The sequence below is a fragment of the Streptomyces sp. NPDC102451 genome (assembly GCF_044765485.1).
GTDB lineage: Bacteria > Actinomycetota > Actinomycetes > Streptomycetales > Streptomycetaceae > Streptomyces.
This window is the reverse complement of the sequence record NZ_JBIWKD010000003.1, coordinates 1-15,793: the sequence shown is the minus strand read 5'-3', so window position 1 is coordinate 15,793 and position 15,793 is coordinate 1. Positions and strand designations below refer to the sequence as shown.

Below are 15,793 nucleotides of genomic sequence, written 5' to 3'. Positions count from 1 at the left end.
GGTGTGGGGCCGCCCGGAGGCGGCCCCACACCCATGCGTGGAGGTCAGTACGAGGAGCCCGAGGCGCCGAGGGCGCCCGTGGGGTGCCAGACGGTCTTCGTCTCCAGGAAGGCCGTCAGGCGGTGCGTGCCGGGATCGGCCGACCAGTCCTCGCCGTCCACAGCCTGTGGACGGCGTACCCGCTTCAGATTGTCGGCCGCGGCGATCTCCAGCTCCTTGGCCAGAGCGGCGTCGGCGCCGGTGAGGTCGAGGGCGTTGACGTCCTGGTGGGCGGCGAGCGGGGCCGCCAGCTCCGCCGTGACGCCCGACAGGATGTTCACCACACCGCCGGGCAGGTCGGAGGTGGCCAGCACCTCGCCCAGCGAGAGCGCGGGCAGCGGTGCGCCGGCCGAGGCGATCACGACGGCGGTGTTCCCCGTGGCGATCACCGGGGCGACCACCGACACCAGGCCCAGGAACGACGACTCCTGCGGCGCCAGGACCGCGACCACACCCGTGGGCTCCGGGGTGGAGAGGTTGAAGAACGGGCCCGCCACCGGGTTCGCCCCGCCCACGACCTGGCCGATCTTGTCGGTCCAGCCCGCGTACCAGACCCACCGGTCGACCGCCGCGTCGACGACGGCCGCCGCCTTGGACTTCGACAGCCCTTCGGCGTCCGCCACCTCCCGTACGAACTGCTCCCGGCGGCCCTCCAGCATCTCCGCGACGCGGTAGAGGATCTGCCCGCGGTTGTACGCGGTCGCGCCCGACCAGCCGCCGAAGGCCTTGCGCGCGGCCACGACCGCGTCCCGCGCGTCCTTGCGGGAGGACTGCGGGGCGTTCGCCAGCCACTTGCCCTTGGAGTCGGTCACCTCGTACACCCGGCCGCTCTCGGAGCGGGGGAACTTGCCCCCGACGTACAGCTTGTAGGTCTTGAAGACGCTCAGTCGCCCGTCAGACATCGAGGTAGGCCTCCAGACCGTGACGGCCGCCCTCGCGGCCGAAGCCCGACTCCTTGTATCCGCCGAACGGCGAGGTCGGGTCGAACTTGTTGAACGTATTGGCCCAGATGACGCCCGCACGGAGCTTGTTCGCCACTGCGAGGATGCGGGAGCCCTTCTCCGTCCAGATGCCGGCGGAGAGGCCGTACTGGCTGTTGTTGGCCTTCGCGACGGCCTCGTCCGGCGTACGGAAGGTCAGCACCGACAGCACCGGGCCGAAGATCTCGTCGCGGGCGACGGTGTGCGCCTGGGTGACACCGGTGAAGAGGGTCGGCGCGAACCAGTAACCGGCGGAGGGGAGTTCGCACGGAGCGGACCACCGCTCGGCGCCCTCCGCCTCACCGGTCTCGACGAGCGCGCTGATCCGGGCGAGCTGCTCCGCGGAGTTGATCGCGCCGATGTCGGTGTTCTTGTCCAGCGGGTCGCCGAGGCGCAGTGTGGACAGCCGGCGCTTGAGGGCGTGCAGCACCTCGTCGTGCACCGACTCCTGTACGAGGAGCCGGGAGCCCGCGCAGCAGACCTGGCCCTGGTTGAAGAAGATGCCCGTGACGATGCCCTCGACGGCCTGGTCGACCGGGGCGTCGTCGAAGACGATGTTCGCGCCCTTGCCGCCCAGTTCGAGCGTGGCCTTCTTGTCCGTGCCCGCGATCTGCCGGGCGATCGCCTTGCCGACGGCGGTCGAACCGGTGAAGGCGACCTTGTTCACGTCGGGGTGCTCGACGAGCGCGGAGCCCGCGTCGCCGTAACCGGTCAGGATGTTGACGACACCCTTGGGCAGGCCCGCCTGGCGGCAGATGTCCGCGAAGAACAGCGCGGAGAGCGGCGTCGTCTCCGCCGGCTTCAGCACCACCGTGTTGCCGGTGGCGAGCGCCGGGGCGATCTTCCAGGCCAGCATCAGGAGCGGGAAGTTCCACGGGATGATCTGGCCGGCCACACCCAGCGGGCGCGGGTTCGCGCCGTACCCCGCGTGGTCCAGCTTGTCGGCCCAGCCCGCGTAGTAGAAGAAGTGCGCGGCGACCAGCGGGAGGTCCGCGTCGCGGGTCTCCTTGATCGGCTTGCCGTTGTCCAGGGTCTCCAGGACGGCCAGTTCGCGCGAGCGCTCCTGGATGATCCGGGCGATCCGGAAGAGGTACTTGGCGCGCTCGGAGCCGGGCAGCGCCGACCACTTCTCGAACGCCCTGCGGGCCGCCTTCACCGCGCGGTCCACGTCCTCGGCGCCCGCCTGCGCGACCTCGGAGAGCACCTCCTCGGTGGACGGGCTGACGGTTTTGAAGACCTTGCCGTCGGCGGCCTCGGTGAACTCGCCGTCGATGAACAGGCCGTACGAGGGGGCGATGTCGACGACGGAGCGGGACTCCGGAGCCGGTGCGTATTCGAATGCAGATGCCATGGCGTATCAGTCCACCGTCACGTAATCGGGGCCGGAGTAACGGCCGGTGCTGAGCTTCTGGCGCTGCATCAGCAGGTCGTTCAGCAGGCTGGAGGCGCCGAAGCGGAACCAGTGGTTGTCCAGCCAGTCCTCGCCCGCGGTCTCGTTCACCAGGACGAGGAACTTGACCGCGTCCTTGGTGGTACGGATGCCGCCCGCGGGCTTCACACCGATCTGTACGCCCGTCTGCTCCCGGAAGTCACGCACGGCCTCCAGCATCAGCAGGGTGTTCGCCGGGGTGGCGTTGGTGCCGACCTTGCCGGTCGACGTCTTGATGAAGTCCGCCCCCGCCAGCATCCCGAGCCAGGAGGCCCGCCGGATGTTGTCGTACGTGGACAGCTCACCGGTCTCGAAGATCACCTTCAGCCGCGCGGAGCCGCACTCGGCCTTCACGGCGACGATCTCCTCGTACACCTTGAGGTAGCGGCCGGAGAGGAACGCGCCGCGGTCGATCACCATGTCGATCTCGTCGGCCCCGGCCGCCACGGCGTCGCGTACGTCCGCGAGCTTGACGTCCAGCGCGGCGCGTCCGGCGGGGAAGGCCGTCGCCACGGACGCCACCTTCACCCCGGAGCCGGCCAGCGCGGCGACGGCGGTCGCCGCCATGTCGGGGTACACGCAGACCGCGGCGGTGCGCGGGGTCGTGCGGTCGGTCGGATCGGGGTTGACGGCCTTCGCGGCGAGAGCCCGGACCTTGCCCGGGGTGTCCGCGCCTTCCAGCGTCGTCAGGTCGATCATCGAGATGGCGAGATCGATCGCGTACGCCTTGGCGGTCGTCTTGATCGAACGGGTGCCGAGGGAGGCCGCGCGCGCTTCGAGGCCGACGGTGTCGACGCCGGGCAGCCCGTGCAGGAAGCGGCGCAGCGCACTGTCGGAACCCGTCGCGTCGGCGAATGCGGAGGCAGTGAGGGGCATGGTCACCACATGAGCATATCTACGCGCGTAGCGACCTGTACAGGGGGCTCCCCCTTTCCGTGCCTCCCACGGGCCGTGCAAGGCCGCGCCGCGTCCCCCGTACCGCTTCAGGCAGAATCGGGACCATGACGAGCCCCACACCCCCCGCCGAGCCCGCCCACGCCGACCGGACCTACCGGTCGGGCGCCGGGCTGGTCAGCGGCGCGCTGCTGATCCTGCTGGTCGGCTGGATCGGCGGCGACGCGGTGGTCCAGGGCACGGGACGGGTGCCGTGGCTGGCGCTGGCCGCGCTGCTGACGGTGATCCCGCTGATCGTGGCCTTCACGCTGCGGCCGGCCGTGTTCGCCGACGAGGAGCGGATCCGGATCCGCAACCCGTTCCGCACGATCGTGCTGCCCTGGACGGACGTCTCCAGCGTGCGCGCCGCGTACTCCAGCGAGATCTTCACCCACGGCGGCGACAAGTACCAGCTGTGGGCGGTCCCGGTCTCGCTCCGCGAGCGCAAGCGGGCGGCCAGGAAGGCCACCCAGCAGGCGCACGACGACCCGTACGGCCGGACCTCGGCGCACGCTGACGTCCGCGACTCCCAGGCCCGCGCGGCCGCCGCCGACCAGACGGTGAGCGACCTGCGGGAGCTCGCCGAGGGCGCCACCGCGCGCAAGGAGGGGGCCACGACCACGGCGTCGGTCCGCTGGGCCTACGAGGTGATCGCCCCGGCCGTGGTCGGCGCGGTGCTGCTCGTGGTGCTGCTCGCGATCGGCTGAGGCTGGGGGCGTCTCGACGCCGGACCGCAACCGTGGTGTGGTCACGACCTTCGCCGGGGTGTTCAGAGGGCGAGCAGTCCCGCGTCGGTCGGCTTGAAACCGCAGGCGTCGAAGTAGAACGCTTGCAAGTGGTCCTCGAAGTCGACGTGCAGCCATGCGCAACGGGCCGTGCGGGCACCTCGGGCGGCCGTGTGCACGAGCTCGGTGCCCACTCCGGCTCCGCGGAAGTCCTCGGCCACCATGGTGTCCAGGACGAATGCGTGGTCGCCGCCGTCCCAGGCGACGTTGACGAAACCGACGAGTTCGCCGTCCTGCCGAGCGCAGACCCATCCGAGGCTGTGACGGTGCGTACGGGCGAGCCAGTCGATCGCCTCGGGCGGGTGCTCGAAGCTCTGCGCGTGGAGGGCGTTGACCCTCTCGTTGTCGAAGTTGCCTCGCCACTCGTATGTGATCGTCACGGCCGCATCGTAGTGTCAGCCGGTGGCGTCGAACTCGCCTTTGTGTGCACCGTCCATGAAGCAGCGCCATACGTGTGCCGTGACGACGAAGGGTGGGTTGTCCAGGTCCTCGTTGTCCCGGATGGCAACCCGCCCGTCGGTGAGGAACGCGACCTCCAGGCAGCCGTTGGCGCTTTCCGAGGCGCGAGCCTTGCGCCATATGGCGCCTTCTGTGCCGGGGTTGGCGACCATGGGTTACTTCTCCTCCAGGAGGGCACGCAGGAACCGGATCGATCCGTGCTCTGCATCCAGCGCCGCGCCGCGAAGCTGGCCGAAGAGCTGATCGAATCGGCGGGTGTCGTGAGGCTTCTGCATGTACAAGTTACCCGCAGGCGTATCCAGGTACGCGACGGTCGGTTCGCCCGGGTCCGGGAAGTCCAGGAGGGTGAAGCCACCGTTCATCGCGCCATGTGCCCCTCTGTCATAGGGCAGCACTTGCAGCGTCACGTTGGGCAGGTTCTCGGCCACCTGGAGCAGGTGCTGCAGCTGAGTGCGCATGGCGGCCGGCCCACCGACCGGACGTCGCAGGCTTGTCTCGTCCAACACGACAGTCAGCTGCACTGGTTCGGGGACGCGGGCCAGCACCTTCTGTCGTTCCAAGCGTACGGACACCAACCTGTCGATGACGTCGGCTGATGCTGTCGGCCGGCCAGGAAGGATGACCGCTCGCGCGTAGTCCTCCGTCTGTACCAGGCTGTGGACCATTCCTAGGGCGAAGACCCGGAGAGTCGCGGCATCCGATTCCAGGCCGATGTAGGTGTCCAGGCCGGGAGGAAGCGTTCCCTCGTAACCGGTCCACCACCCTTGTTCGGGCGCCTCCTTGAGCATCCTGAGGTAGGAGTCGCGCTCCGATTCCGGAGTCCCGTAGGCCTCCAGAAGCCCCTTCAGCTCGATGATCTGCACCGCACGCGCACCCGTTTCGATGCGGCTGATCGTCGAATCGGATCGCTGGATCTGCGTTCCGGCTTCCTCGATGGTGAGCCCCGCGTTCTCGCGCAGTTTCCGCAGCTCCCTCCCGAGTCGACGACGCTGCACAACTGGCCCCTGCGGCTTGCTCATAGTGACCTCCTCATCGGTATCGAGACCAATCGTGCCGGAGTGCCGGGAGCCGATTGAGCCCCGAGCCCAGCGTTCACTCGATCGTGCTGAATCTTCAGCGTGAAGTTGCAGGAAGAATCTTCTGGGCTCCAGCATCGGCATTGCCGTCCAATGACGACAGGCCGCGAAGTATGCGCGTTCGTTGTGGATGGGCCGGATCACTCCATCGCTTGGAGAGGGGCTTGTCGTATGCACATCCCGCCCGCCGAAGACCTTCGGCTCGTTCCCCCGTACGGACTCGACGCCCGGCTCGTCATAGGGCCCGTCGTGACGGGGCGGCGGGTGGTCGTGCCGTTGGTGGGCGACGACCCGGCCGGTGCGGGGGTGGCCCGGCGTGCGGTTCGGCGGCAGTTCGCCCTGTGGCGCGCACCTGAGGAGCAGGCCGACGACCTGGTGCTGATCGTCAGCGAACTGGTCGCCAACGCGTTGACGCACTCCGTCGCGCGCGTCGAATCATGCCCGTTGCGGGTGTGGGTAGTTGCCGGGCGTCACCCCGGAGCCGTACTGGTCGCGGTCGTGGACAGCGGCGCGTACGACGCGCGCCGACTGCGCCCCAGGCCCGCCGACGACTCGGCCACCCACGGACGAGGACTGCGCATCGTCGCGGAACTGAGCGATCGCTGGGGCCACTTCGCGCATCCGCAGGGCACGTGCGTATGGGCGGCGCGCGACCTGTGCGGGCATGCGTCCCAGGGTCCCGTCAGCGGTACCTGAGCACTCCCGTCCCCACCTCCGCGCGCCACGGCCGTGCTGCCGTGGCGCGCCCTGTTCCAGGACTGTGATGCGTCCACCTTCCGGCGCGGCCGAGTGCCGCGCCTCTCAGTCATGCCCTCGAACCGAGTGGGCCCCCGTTTCCCGCCCCTTCCAGGAGGCTGCCACCACCCTGTCCCGGCACGCGGAACCTCGTGCCTGGTTACGTGTCGTCGGCTGGCTGGTCGACAAAGCCCGGCTGCATCCCCGCGCGTCCGCGACGACGCTCGCTGTCGCCGGTGACCTGGCGGCCCGCATGGACTACACCGACGGCACGGTCCTCTATGACCTGGCCGGCACGGCCCGCCGCTGCGGGGTGTCGACCGCCACCGTGAAGCGGCACGTCCGCGTGTTGCGGGAGCTCGGGGCGCTGGCCTGGGTACGCCACGGGTCCAGGCGCAATCTGCGGCTGCCCGGCCGGTCGTACGCGGGCACGGCGACGATCTACGCGGCGACGATCCCGCCCGAGTTCGACGAGGCGAGGGGGCACCGGCTGAGCGGGGCCGGGTACGGTGCGCGGGTCGTCGGGGTGACCGAGGTCGGGCGCCGGGCGGGTGTGCGCTCCGACCGCCCTGTCCGTAACGCCCCTGCGAGGGGCAAGGGCCGGTCCGCTCGTGCACCCCAATCTCCTGGGCTGTGCCCCCGCGTACGTAAAGGTCAGATGAGTGGTGGGTTGAAAGACACCTCGCCCCGCCGCAGCGCGGGGCAGGTCGCCCGCGACGTACAGGTGGCCCAGGGGGTGCGGCCCCTCGTGGGGTGGACGCAGCGGGAGGGCCTGCGCCGCCTCGCCTACGCGCTGCGCCCGCTGATCGACCAGGGCCTCGGCGTCGAGGACATCGCAGCCGAACTGCACGCCTGGTATCTCGACTGGCGCCCGGCGTCCCCGGCCGCGTACATCACCGCGCGGCTCCGTGACCGGGGCATGCGGGAGGCGCACGGGCCAGATCATCACGGTGTGCCGACACCGGAGTTCACCGCTTCTGCGGACCGCGTGCGCGGTGCGAGGGCGGGGCATGCTGTCGTCGGCGAGCCGCTGACCATCGAAGGCCTGAGCCGGGCCGAAGTCGTCGATCTCCGCTCGGCGGCGGCGGCCGATCCGGGCCTGGTGCTCGCGGCCGTCGACGTACTCGGCGAGGACCAGGCGCGGCGGCTCTACACCCAGCGTCTGGTCCGGCAGGCCCGAAGCCTGGCCCGGTCCGTCGTTCCAGGACCACGCTGACGGCGCAGCCAGGGGCAGCCGCACTGGTGCAGCACCTCGTGCCCTTCAGCCAGGGCAGCTGCGGCGCTCGTGTCCAGCGTCATCACGCGGCGGTACCCCGGGCGGCTCGCACTTTCTCTGCCGCGATCCGACAGATGTTGCTCAGTACGTCGGGGCCTTGATCGAATTCCTCGTCAGCCAGATCGATGCCCATGTTCCGGCGGGCCGCCGCACGGTCGGCCTGCAGCCGCCCTGCGATCTGGGCCTCGGTGAGCACCTGCGCGGCGAGCTGCTGAACGAGCCGGCCCAGCGTGAGGCCCCGCTCGGCAGCCAGCGCGGCGAGATGGTCACGGGTCTCTCGTGGTACCTGAATGCTGGTGGTCGCCATGGCGAAAACATAGTCATTCCACGGTGCCGCGTGCGGTGGGTTCGCCCGGAGCTCCCACCGCACAGCAGCCCCTCAGATCCCCGCCGCAGCCGCCAGGTCCCGCTTGATGCCCGCCAGCAGTTCCGCGCCCTTCGCGCGGGCCTCGGGGAGCCCGGCCGCGTCGGCCACCGGGACCACGACCTCCAGGTAGCACTTGAGCTTGGGCTCGGTGCCGCTCGGGCGGACGATCACCCTGGCCCCCGTGAGGTGGTAGCGCAGGCCGTCCGTCGGGGGCAGCGCGTCCGTGCCCTGCGAGAGGTCCTCCGCCGAGGTGACGGGGAGGTCCGCGAGGGCGGTCGGGGGAGTCTCGCGCAGGCGCTGCATGGCGTTCGCGATGACCGTCAGGTCCTCGACCCGGACCGACAGCTGGTCCGTGGCGTGCAGGCCGTGTTCCAGTGCGAGGTCGTCGAGCAGGTCGAGGAGGGTGCGGCCCTTCTCCTTGAGTACGGAGGCGAGTTCGGCGATCAGCAGCGCGGCCGTGATGCCGTCCTTGTCGCGGACCCCGTCCGGGTCCACGCAGTAGCCCAGCGCCTCCTCGTACCCGTAACGCAGGCCCTCGACGCGGGCGATCCACTTGAAGCCCGTCAGGGTCTCCTCGTGGCTCAGGCCCGCCTTCTCCGCGATCCGGCCGAGCAGGGAGGACGAGACGATCGACTCGGCGAAGACGCCGGTGGCGCCACGGTCCACCAGGTGGGCGGCGAGCAGCGCGCCGACCTCGTCGCCGCGCAGCATCCGCCAGCCGCCCTCGGCCGAGGCGTCCGGCACGGCGACGGCGCAGCGGTCGGCGTCCGGGTCGTTGGCGATGACGATGTCCGGATCCGTACGGCGCGCGGTCGCGAACGCGAGATCCATGGCGCCGGGCTCCTCCGGGTTGGGGAAGGCCACGGTGGGGAACGCAGGGTCCGGGTCAGCCTGTTCGGCCACGAGCACGGGCTCGGGGAAACCGGCCCGGGCGAACGCGGCCGTCAGGACCGAGGCGCCGACGCCGTGCATCGCCGTGTACACGGTCCGCGCGGTACGGGGCGAACCCGGACTGAGGACGGCGTCCGTACGGGCCAGATACGCGGCCAGGACCTCGTCGCCGAGGATCTCCCAGCCCGACTCCGGGCGCGGTACGCCGTCGAGCGGGCCGACCGCCGCGATCGCCGCGGCGATCTCCGTGTCGGCCGGGGGCACGATCTGCGAGCCGTCGCCGAGGTAGACCTTGTAGCCGTTGTCGCGCGGCGGGTTGTGGCTCGCCGTGACCTCCACGCCCGCTACGGCTCCCAGGTGCCGTATGGCGTACGCGAGGACGGGGGTCGGCAGGGGGCGCGGGAGAACGGCCGCGCGCAGGCCCGCGCCGGTCATCACGGCCGCGGTGTCGCGGGCGAAGTCGGCGGACTTGTAGCGGGCGTCGTAGCCGATGACGACGAGGCCGCCGGCCTGTCCCTGTGCCTTCAGGTACGCGGCGAGGCCGGCGGCCGCGCGGACGACGACGGAGCGGTTCATGCGCATCGGGCCGGCGCCGATCTCGCCGCGCAGGCCGGCCGTGCCGAACTGGAGCGTGCCCGCGAAACGCTCGGCGAGCGCGGTGAGGTCACCGGCGTCGATGAGTCCGGCGAGCTCCGCGCGGGTGTCGGGGTCCGGGTCCTCGGCGAGCCAGGTCCTGGCCTGCGTGATGAGGTCCTGCTGCACGGTGTCCGCCTTTCGGGGGGCTTGGGGTGCGTGTGTCGCTGCGCGGGGCTGTCGGGGGCTCTGCCCCCGGGCCCCTGCGCCTCAATTGCCGGCGGGGCTTGATGGGGTGGCCCGGTGTCTTGGGAGGGGCGGGGCTCCGGCGCGGGTTTTCGGGGGCTCTGCCCCCGGGCCCCCGCGCCTCAAACGCCGGCGAGGCTTGAATTGGCCGCCCTGCGCCTCAAACGCCGGCGAGGCTTGAATTGGCCGCCCTGCGCCTCAAACGCCGGCGAGGCTTGAATTGGCCGCCCCGCGACTCAAACGCCGGCGAGGCTGGATGCGGCCTCATGCGCCGGTGGGGCTGAAGTTGGTCCCCCTGCGCTTCAGGAGTCGGCGGGGGTGGGATGCGAGTCGGGCTGGGCCCTGTCAAGCCCCTCCGGCGTTTGAGGAGCGGGGGTGCGGGGGCGGAGCCCCCGCTGGCCCGGCGAGGCTTGAATCGGCCGCTAGATCCGGTCCAGCACCCGGGCCAGGAGTGCGCCCATCCGGGTCGCCGAGTCGAGGCCCGCCTGGAGGACCTCCTCGTGGTTGAGGGGCTCGCCGCTCAGGCCCGCCGCGAGGTTGGTGACCAGGGAGATGCCCAGCACCTCCGCGCCCGCCTCCCGGGCCGCGATGGCCTCCAGGACGGTGGACATGCCGACCAGGTCGCCGCCCATGACCCGGACCATGCCGATCTCGGCCGGGGTCTCGTAGTGCGGGCCGGGGAACTGCACGTACACGCCCTCTTCGAGCGTCCCGTCGATCTCCTTGCACAGGGCGCGCAGCCGCGGCGAGTACAGGTCGGTCAGGTCGACGAAGTTCGCGCCCACGATCGGCGAGGCCGCCGTGAGGTTGATGTGGTCGCTGATGAGGACCGGCTGGCCGGGCCGCATGCCCTCGCGGAGGCCGCCGCACCCGTTCGTCAGGATGACGGTCCCGCAGCCCGCCGCGACCGCCGTACGGACGCCGTGCGCCACCGCCGCGACGCCGCGGCCCTCGTAGTAGTGCGTGCGGCCCAGGAAGACCAGGGCGCGCTTCTCGCCGATCCGGTACGAGCGGACCGTGCCGCCGTGGCCCTCCACGGCCGGTGCCGGGAAGCCGGGCAGCGCGGTGACCGGGAACTCGGCCTCCGGGATGCCGAGCGCATCGCCGGCGGGGGCCCACCCGGAGCCCATCACGAGAGCGACGTCGTGGGTATCGGCGCCGGTCAGCTCGCGCAGGCGGGCGGCGGCGTCGGCAGCGGCGGCGTACGGGTCGCCCTGGATGTGGTCCGGAATAACAGATGCGTTCACGCGGATGAGGGTAACCGCTGATTCCCTACGCGCGTAGATGTGTCCGGCGAGAGTCTGGCCGGTCGCATTCGTACGTTCGTACAGAAGGGGTCCGGAGGGCGCCGCTCAGCAGGGGCGTTTGCGAAGGTTCATCACATAGTCGTGCGGCGCGCCCGCGGACTCGGCGGCGTCCGCCACCTCGCCCAGGTAGCGCGCCGAGGGCAGCCCGCCCTCGTAGCCGTTGAGGACGTACATCCAGGCCGGCTCCTCGCCGTCCAGCGTGTGCACCCGCACCCGCATGCGCCGGTAGATGTCGAGGCCGACACCCTCCCAGCGGTCCATGGAGTCCTCGTCCATCGGCGCCAGGTCGTAGAGCGCGACGAACACCTGGGAACGGGGCGCCTCCACCACCGTGGCCAGCGCGCCCTCCCAGCCCATCTGCTCCCCGCCGAACGTCAGCCGCCAGCCGTTGAGCCAGCCCGTGCCGCGCAGCGGGGAGTGCGGTGCGCGGCGCGTCATCAGCCGCGCGTCGAGGTTGCCGGCGTACGCGGCGTAGAGCGACATGGGGTCGAGGGTACGGGAGGTGACGGCGAGCGTGCCGGTTCCGGCGAGGAAGACGCCCGGTCGTGGGTCGCCCGCGGGGGCCGGTGGCCGTGGCCCGGCCAGGCCCGTTCCCGTATGGAGGGCCCCGGGGCGAAGCAGCTTGGCGCGTGCGGGACAATGAATTACGTACTGCATACGCCGGGGCGATCCCCCGGACCCCCGGCCGGGGCGGCAGACGGCCGTGGGATGACACCACGCGAGGCGGACTTTTCGTGACCCGGATCGTGATCATCGGCGGCGGCCCCGGCGGCTACGAGGCGGCACTGGTCGGCGCCCAGCTCGGCGCGGAGGTGACCGTCGTCGACTGCGACGGCCTCGGCGGCGCGTCGGTGCTCACCGACTGCGTGCCCTCCAAGACCCTGATCGCGACGGCCGAGGTGATGACCACCTTCGACTCCTCGTACGAGGAACTCGGCATCATCGTCGCCGACGACACCCCGCACATAGAGCAGGCCGCCCGGGTCGTCGGGGTCGACCTCGGCAAGGTCAACCGGCGTGTCAAGCGCCTCGCGCTCGCCCAGTCCCACGACATCACCGCCTCCGTCACCCGCGCCGGTGCCAGGGTCATGCGCGGCCGCGGCCGGCTGGAGGGCCTCCAGGCCGCCGACGGGTCCCGCCAGGTCGTGGTGACCGCCGCCGACGGCACCGAGGAGCGGCTCACGGCCGACGCGGTGCTGATCGCGACCGGCGGCCACCCCCGGGAGATCCCGGACGCCCAGCCCGACGGTGAGCGCATCCTGAACTGGACCCAGGTCTACGACCTGGACGAGCTCCCCGAGGAGCTCATCGTGGTCGGCTCGGGCGTCACCGGCGCCGAGTTCGCCGGTGCCTACCAGGCGCTCGGCTCGCGCGTGACCCTCGTCTCCTCCCGCGACCGGGTGCTCCCGGGCGAGGACCCGGACGCGGCCGCCGTCCTGGAGGACGTCTTCCGGCGCCGCGGCATGAACGTCATGGCCCGCTCCCGCGCCCAGTCCGCCAAGCGCGTCGGGGACCGTGTCGAGGTCACGCTCGCCGACGGCCGCGTCATCTCCGGCACGCACTGCCTGATGGCGGTCGGCGCGATCCCCAACACCGCGGGCATGGGTTTGGAGGAGTCCGGGGTCCAGCTCAAGGAGTCCGGGCACATCCGGACCGACCGGGTCTCCCGCACCAGCGCCCCCGGTGTGTACGCCGCCGGTGACGTCACCGGGATCTTCGCGCTGGCCTCGGTCGCGGCGATGCAGGGCCGGATCGCGATGTACCACTTCCTCGGCGACGCGGTGCAGCCGCTGAACCTGAAGACGGTCTCCGCGAACGTCTTCACCGACCCCGAGATCGCCACCGTCGGTTACAGCCAGGCCGACGTCGACTCCGGCAAGATCGACGCCCGTGTCGTGAAGCTGCCGCTGCTGCGCAACCCGCGCGCCAAGATGCAGGGCATCCGGGACGGCTTCGTCAAGATCTTCTGCCGGCCCGGCACCGGCATCGTGGTCGGCGGCTGCGTCGTCGCCCCGAGGGCCAGCGAGCTGATCCACCCGATCTCGCTCGCCGTGGACAACAACCTGACGGTGGAGCAGATCGCCAACGCGTTCACCGTGTACCCGTCCCTCTCCGGCTCGATCGCCGAAGTGGCACGGCAGTTGCACACCCGTAAGACCGCCGGCGAGGCGTAGCACCGACCGTTCCGACATGGGCGAGGCCCCCTATATCACCAGGGGGCCCTGTCCATGTACAACTTCTGTTATTCGGCGCAAACTGCTGAAAAGCAACCTACGGCCAGGTTACTGTCAGTTTCGTGTTCGCTGCAGAACGTCGTCAATTGATCCTCGAAATGGTGCGCGCCAACGGGGCGGTATCGCTCCGTGAGCTCGCCCGCGTCGTCCAGACCTCCGAAGTGACCGTACGGCGGGACGTGCGGGCACTGGAGGCAGAAGGACTCCTCGACCGCCGGCACGGCGGTGCGGTCTTGCCGGGCGGTTTTACGCGGGAGTCCGGCTTTCCGCAGAAATCCCATCTCTCCACCGCGGAGAAGACGGCCATCGCCGACCTGGCGGCCGGGCTGGTCGGTGAAGGCGAGGCCATCGTGGTCGGCGCCGGAACGACCACGCAGGAGCTGGCCCGCCGGCTCGCGCGGGTGCCCGGTCTGACGGTGGTCACCAACTCGCTGCTGGTCGCCCAGGCGTTGGCCCATGCCAACCGGGTGGAAGTGGTGATGACGGGCGGCACCCTGCGCGGGAGCAACTACGCGCTCGTCGGCAGCGGTGCCGAGCAGTCCCTCCAGGGGCTGCGGGTGAGCCGGGCCTTCCTCTCCGGGAGCGGGCTGACCGCGGAGCGCGGGCTGTCCACGTCCAACATGCTCTCGGCGAGCGTGGACCGGGCGCTGGTGCAGGCCGCGGCCGAGGTGGTGGTCCTCGCCGACCATACGAAGCTCGGCTCCGACACCATGTTCCAGACGGTGCCCACGGAACTGATCACCCGTCTGGTGACGGACGAGCCACCGGCTCACGACGAGCGGGCGGCCACGGAGCTCCAGGCCCTGGCCGACCAGGGGGTGGAGATCACCGTCGCGGGCCCCGACGCCGATTCCGGGGCCGAGCCGCTGCCGCCGGGACGGCAGGCACGGCAGGAGATGCCGCTGCCGGGCCAGCGGCGCACCCAGGGCGGTCACGGAGGGCCGGGAGGGCTCGGTCCGCAGCTGCGGAGCGCCGCCGCGCTGGCGGAGGGGCCGGTGGGCCGGGTCGCGGACCTGCGGCGCCGGTAACGACAGGGGAGCGGGGCCGGCCCTCAGACCGAGGGATCGGCCTTCAGGGCGCGGGATCGGCCTTCAGGCCGCGGAGCGTCAGCCGTAGCAGCCGGTCGGCCAGAGCAGGGTCGACCGGGGTCTGTTCCGCCGCCAGCGCGATCGCGTTCGTCAGTTGCAGGAGGTCGTCGATCGACACGTCCGCCCGCACGGAGCCGCTCGACTGCGCCCGCGTCAGCAGCCGGTCGCCGGCTTGACGGAGCGGCACATGGCAGGACGTCAGGGCGGAGGTCTCGTCCCCCGGAGCCGACATGAGCGCCTGCGCCAGCCCGCGGTACTCACCCGCGTGGGTCACGATGGCCCCCAGCCACTCCACCAGCGCGGTGCACGGCTTGTCGGACCGGGCCAGTTCGTGGGAGCGGGCGAGCAGTGCGGTCAGGGCCTCCTGGAACACCGCGTTCATCAGGGCCTGGCGGTTCGGGAAGTGCCGGTAGAGCGTGCCGATGCCGACGCCTGCCCGCCGGGCGATGTCCTCCAGCGAGGCATCCGTGCCCTGGGCGGCGAAGGACGTACGGGCCTCACCCAGCAGCCGGTCGTAGTTGCGGCGCGCGTCGGCGCGCATCGGCCGGGCCGGCGTCGGTGCCGTACTCATCGTCCTCACCCCTCCTCCTGGTGTCCGCTCCGCGTCACAAGGATGCCACTGGGGGCCCGGCGGTCGCCGGGCCCCCAGTGGCAGGAGAACGCGTACTCAGTCCTTGATCTCGCAGATCGCGGCGCCGGACGACACCGAGGTGCCGACCTCCGCCGCCAGACCCTTCACCGTGCCGGAGCGGTGGGCGTTGAGGGGCTGTTCCATCTTCATCGCTTCGAGGACGACGATGAGGTCGCCTTCCTTGACCTCCTGGCCCTCTTCCACGGCGATCTTGACGATGGTGCCCTGCATCGGGGAGGCGAGGGTGTCGCCGGACGCCGCCGAGCCGGACTTCTTCGCAGCGCGGCGCTTGGGCTTGGCACCGGCCGCCAGGCCCGTACGTGCCAGGCTCATGCCGAGCGAGGAGGGCAGGGAGACCTCGAGGCGCTTGCCGCCGACCTCGACGACGACGGTCTCGCGGCCGGCTTCCTCATCCGTGTCCTGGTCGGCCGGGACGGCGTAGGGCTTGATGTCGTTGACGAACTCGGTCTCGATCCACCGGGTGTGGATGGTGAACGGGTCCGCGGTGAACGCCGGGTCGGCCACGACCGCACGGTGGAAGGGGATGGCGGTGGCCATGCCCTCGACCTGGAACTCGGCCAGGGCGCGCCCGGCGCGCTGCAGTGCCTGTTCGCGGGTCGCACCGGTCACCACGAGCTTGGCCAGGAGCGAGTCCCAGGCGGGGCCGATGACGCTGCCGGACTCGACGCCCGCGTCGAGGCGGACTCCGGGGCCGGTGGGCGGGGCGAACAGGGTCACGGTGCC

17 protein-coding genes are annotated in these 15,793 nt (G+C 71.3%); 5 read left to right on the top strand and 12 right to left on the bottom strand.

The features are described from left to right. Positions 1 to 44: 44 nt before the first annotated feature. From ACIRD8_RS07010 to deoC, 3 genes are read right to left on the bottom strand one after another with little or no spacing between them, the layout of a single operon-like run. Positions 45 to 941, bottom strand: coding sequence for an aldehyde dehydrogenase family protein (locus tag ACIRD8_RS07010; protein ID WP_403987347.1), 897 nt, complete (start codon positions 939 to 941; stop codon positions 45 to 47). Beyond that, the gene (locus ACIRD8_RS07005) at positions 934 to 2,370 is read right to left on the bottom strand and encodes an aldehyde dehydrogenase family protein (protein ID WP_403987344.1); all 1,437 of its coding nucleotides are present in this window, start codon (positions 2,368 to 2,370) and stop codon (positions 934 to 936) included. Before ACIRD8_RS07005 ends, ACIRD8_RS07010 begins: the two co-directional genes overlap by 8 nt. A gap of 6 nt (positions 2,371 to 2,376) precedes the next feature. Then, entirely contained in the window at positions 2,377 to 3,324 is a 948-nt protein-coding gene (gene deoC / locus ACIRD8_RS07000) for a deoxyribose-phosphate aldolase (RefSeq protein ID WP_403988670.1), read from the bottom strand. Positions 3,325 to 3,449: 125 nt separating this feature from the next. On the opposite strand from deoC, the gene ACIRD8_RS06995 reads away from it, so the two are divergent. Beyond that, a complete protein-coding gene (locus ACIRD8_RS06995; RefSeq protein ID WP_403987341.1) occupies positions 3,450 to 4,088 on the top strand; it encodes a PH domain-containing protein in 639 nt (212 codons plus the stop codon). 62 nt (positions 4,089 to 4,150) lie between these two features. Here ACIRD8_RS06995 and ACIRD8_RS06990 read toward each other — a convergent pair whose 3' ends face one another. From ACIRD8_RS06990 to ACIRD8_RS06980, 3 genes are read right to left on the bottom strand one after another with little or no spacing between them, the layout of a single operon-like run. Then, entirely contained in the window at positions 4,151 to 4,546 is a 396-nt protein-coding gene (locus ACIRD8_RS06990; protein WP_403987338.1) for a GNAT family N-acetyltransferase, read from the bottom strand. A 15-nt stretch (positions 4,547 to 4,561) separates the two neighbouring features. Continuing rightward, a complete protein-coding gene (locus tag ACIRD8_RS06985) occupies positions 4,562 to 4,777 on the bottom strand; it encodes a DUF397 domain-containing protein (protein WP_403987335.1) in 216 nt (71 codons plus the stop codon). Positions 4,778 to 4,780: 3 nt separating this feature from the next. Beyond that, the gene (locus tag ACIRD8_RS06980; RefSeq protein WP_403987332.1) at positions 4,781 to 5,644 is read right to left on the bottom strand and encodes a helix-turn-helix domain-containing protein; all 864 of its coding nucleotides are present in this window, start codon (positions 5,642 to 5,644) and stop codon (positions 4,781 to 4,783) included. A gap of 228 nt (positions 5,645 to 5,872) precedes the next feature. Between ACIRD8_RS06980 and ACIRD8_RS06975 the strand changes: the two genes are divergently transcribed. Together ACIRD8_RS06975 and ACIRD8_RS06970 are read left to right on the top strand one after the other, a co-directional pair. Further along, positions 5,873 to 6,397, top strand: coding sequence for an ATP-binding protein (locus ACIRD8_RS06975; protein WP_403987329.1), 525 nt, complete (start codon positions 5,873 to 5,875; stop codon positions 6,395 to 6,397). A 67-nt stretch (positions 6,398 to 6,464) separates the two neighbouring features. Beyond that, the gene (locus ACIRD8_RS06970) at positions 6,465 to 7,652 is read left to right on the top strand and encodes a cell wall protein (RefSeq protein ID WP_403987327.1); all 1,188 of its coding nucleotides are present in this window, start codon (positions 6,465 to 6,467) and stop codon (positions 7,650 to 7,652) included. A gap of 82 nt (positions 7,653 to 7,734) precedes the next feature. Here ACIRD8_RS06970 and ACIRD8_RS06965 read toward each other — a convergent pair whose 3' ends face one another. The 4 genes from ACIRD8_RS06965 to ACIRD8_RS06950 all read right to left on the bottom strand — a co-directional run bounded on the left by ACIRD8_RS06965 (position 7,735) and on the right by ACIRD8_RS06950 (position 11,579). Next, complete coding sequence (locus ACIRD8_RS06965; protein ID WP_403987324.1) at positions 7,735 to 8,019, bottom strand: hypothetical protein; 285 nt, start codon at positions 8,017 to 8,019, stop codon at positions 7,735 to 7,737. A 72-nt stretch (positions 8,020 to 8,091) separates the two neighbouring features. Then, positions 8,092 to 9,732, bottom strand: coding sequence for a phospho-sugar mutase (locus ACIRD8_RS06960; RefSeq protein WP_403987321.1), 1,641 nt, complete (start codon positions 9,730 to 9,732; stop codon positions 8,092 to 8,094). A 479-nt stretch (positions 9,733 to 10,211) separates the two neighbouring features. After that, positions 10,212 to 11,036, bottom strand: coding sequence for a purine-nucleoside phosphorylase (locus ACIRD8_RS06955; RefSeq protein WP_403987318.1), 825 nt, complete (start codon positions 11,034 to 11,036; stop codon positions 10,212 to 10,214). 105 nt (positions 11,037 to 11,141) lie between these two features. Continuing rightward, positions 11,142 to 11,579 (bottom strand): gamma-glutamylcyclotransferase, encoded by a 438-nt coding sequence (locus ACIRD8_RS06950; RefSeq protein ID WP_033297850.1) that lies wholly within the window; start codon positions 11,577 to 11,579, stop codon positions 11,142 to 11,144. Positions 11,580 to 11,830: 251 nt separating this feature from the next. Here ACIRD8_RS06950 and ACIRD8_RS06945 point away from each other — a divergent pair, with 251 nt between their 5' ends. Next, positions 11,831 to 13,270 carry an NAD(P)H-quinone dehydrogenase gene (locus tag ACIRD8_RS06945; protein WP_403987315.1) on the top strand — a complete coding sequence of 480 codons (1,440 nt, stop codon included), beginning with the start codon at positions 11,831 to 11,833 and terminating at the stop codon, positions 13,268 to 13,270. A 122-nt stretch (positions 13,271 to 13,392) separates the two neighbouring features. Then, the gene (locus tag ACIRD8_RS06940) at positions 13,393 to 14,358 is read left to right on the top strand and encodes a DeoR/GlpR family DNA-binding transcription regulator (RefSeq protein ID WP_403987312.1); all 966 of its coding nucleotides are present in this window, start codon (positions 13,393 to 13,395) and stop codon (positions 14,356 to 14,358) included. 43 nt (positions 14,359 to 14,401) lie between these two features. Here the strand turns inward: ACIRD8_RS06940 and ACIRD8_RS06935 are convergent, their stop codons facing one another. Together ACIRD8_RS06935 and ACIRD8_RS06930 are read right to left on the bottom strand one after the other, a co-directional pair. Further along, on the bottom strand, positions 14,402 to 14,989 hold the full coding sequence (locus ACIRD8_RS06935) for a TetR/AcrR family transcriptional regulator (RefSeq protein WP_403987309.1): 588 nt from the start codon (positions 14,987 to 14,989) through the stop codon (positions 14,402 to 14,404). A 96-nt stretch (positions 14,990 to 15,085) separates the two neighbouring features. Then, a partial coding sequence (locus ACIRD8_RS06930) for a biotin/lipoyl-containing protein (RefSeq protein ID WP_403987305.1) occupies positions 15,086 to 15,793 on the bottom strand: 708 nt, incomplete at its 5' end.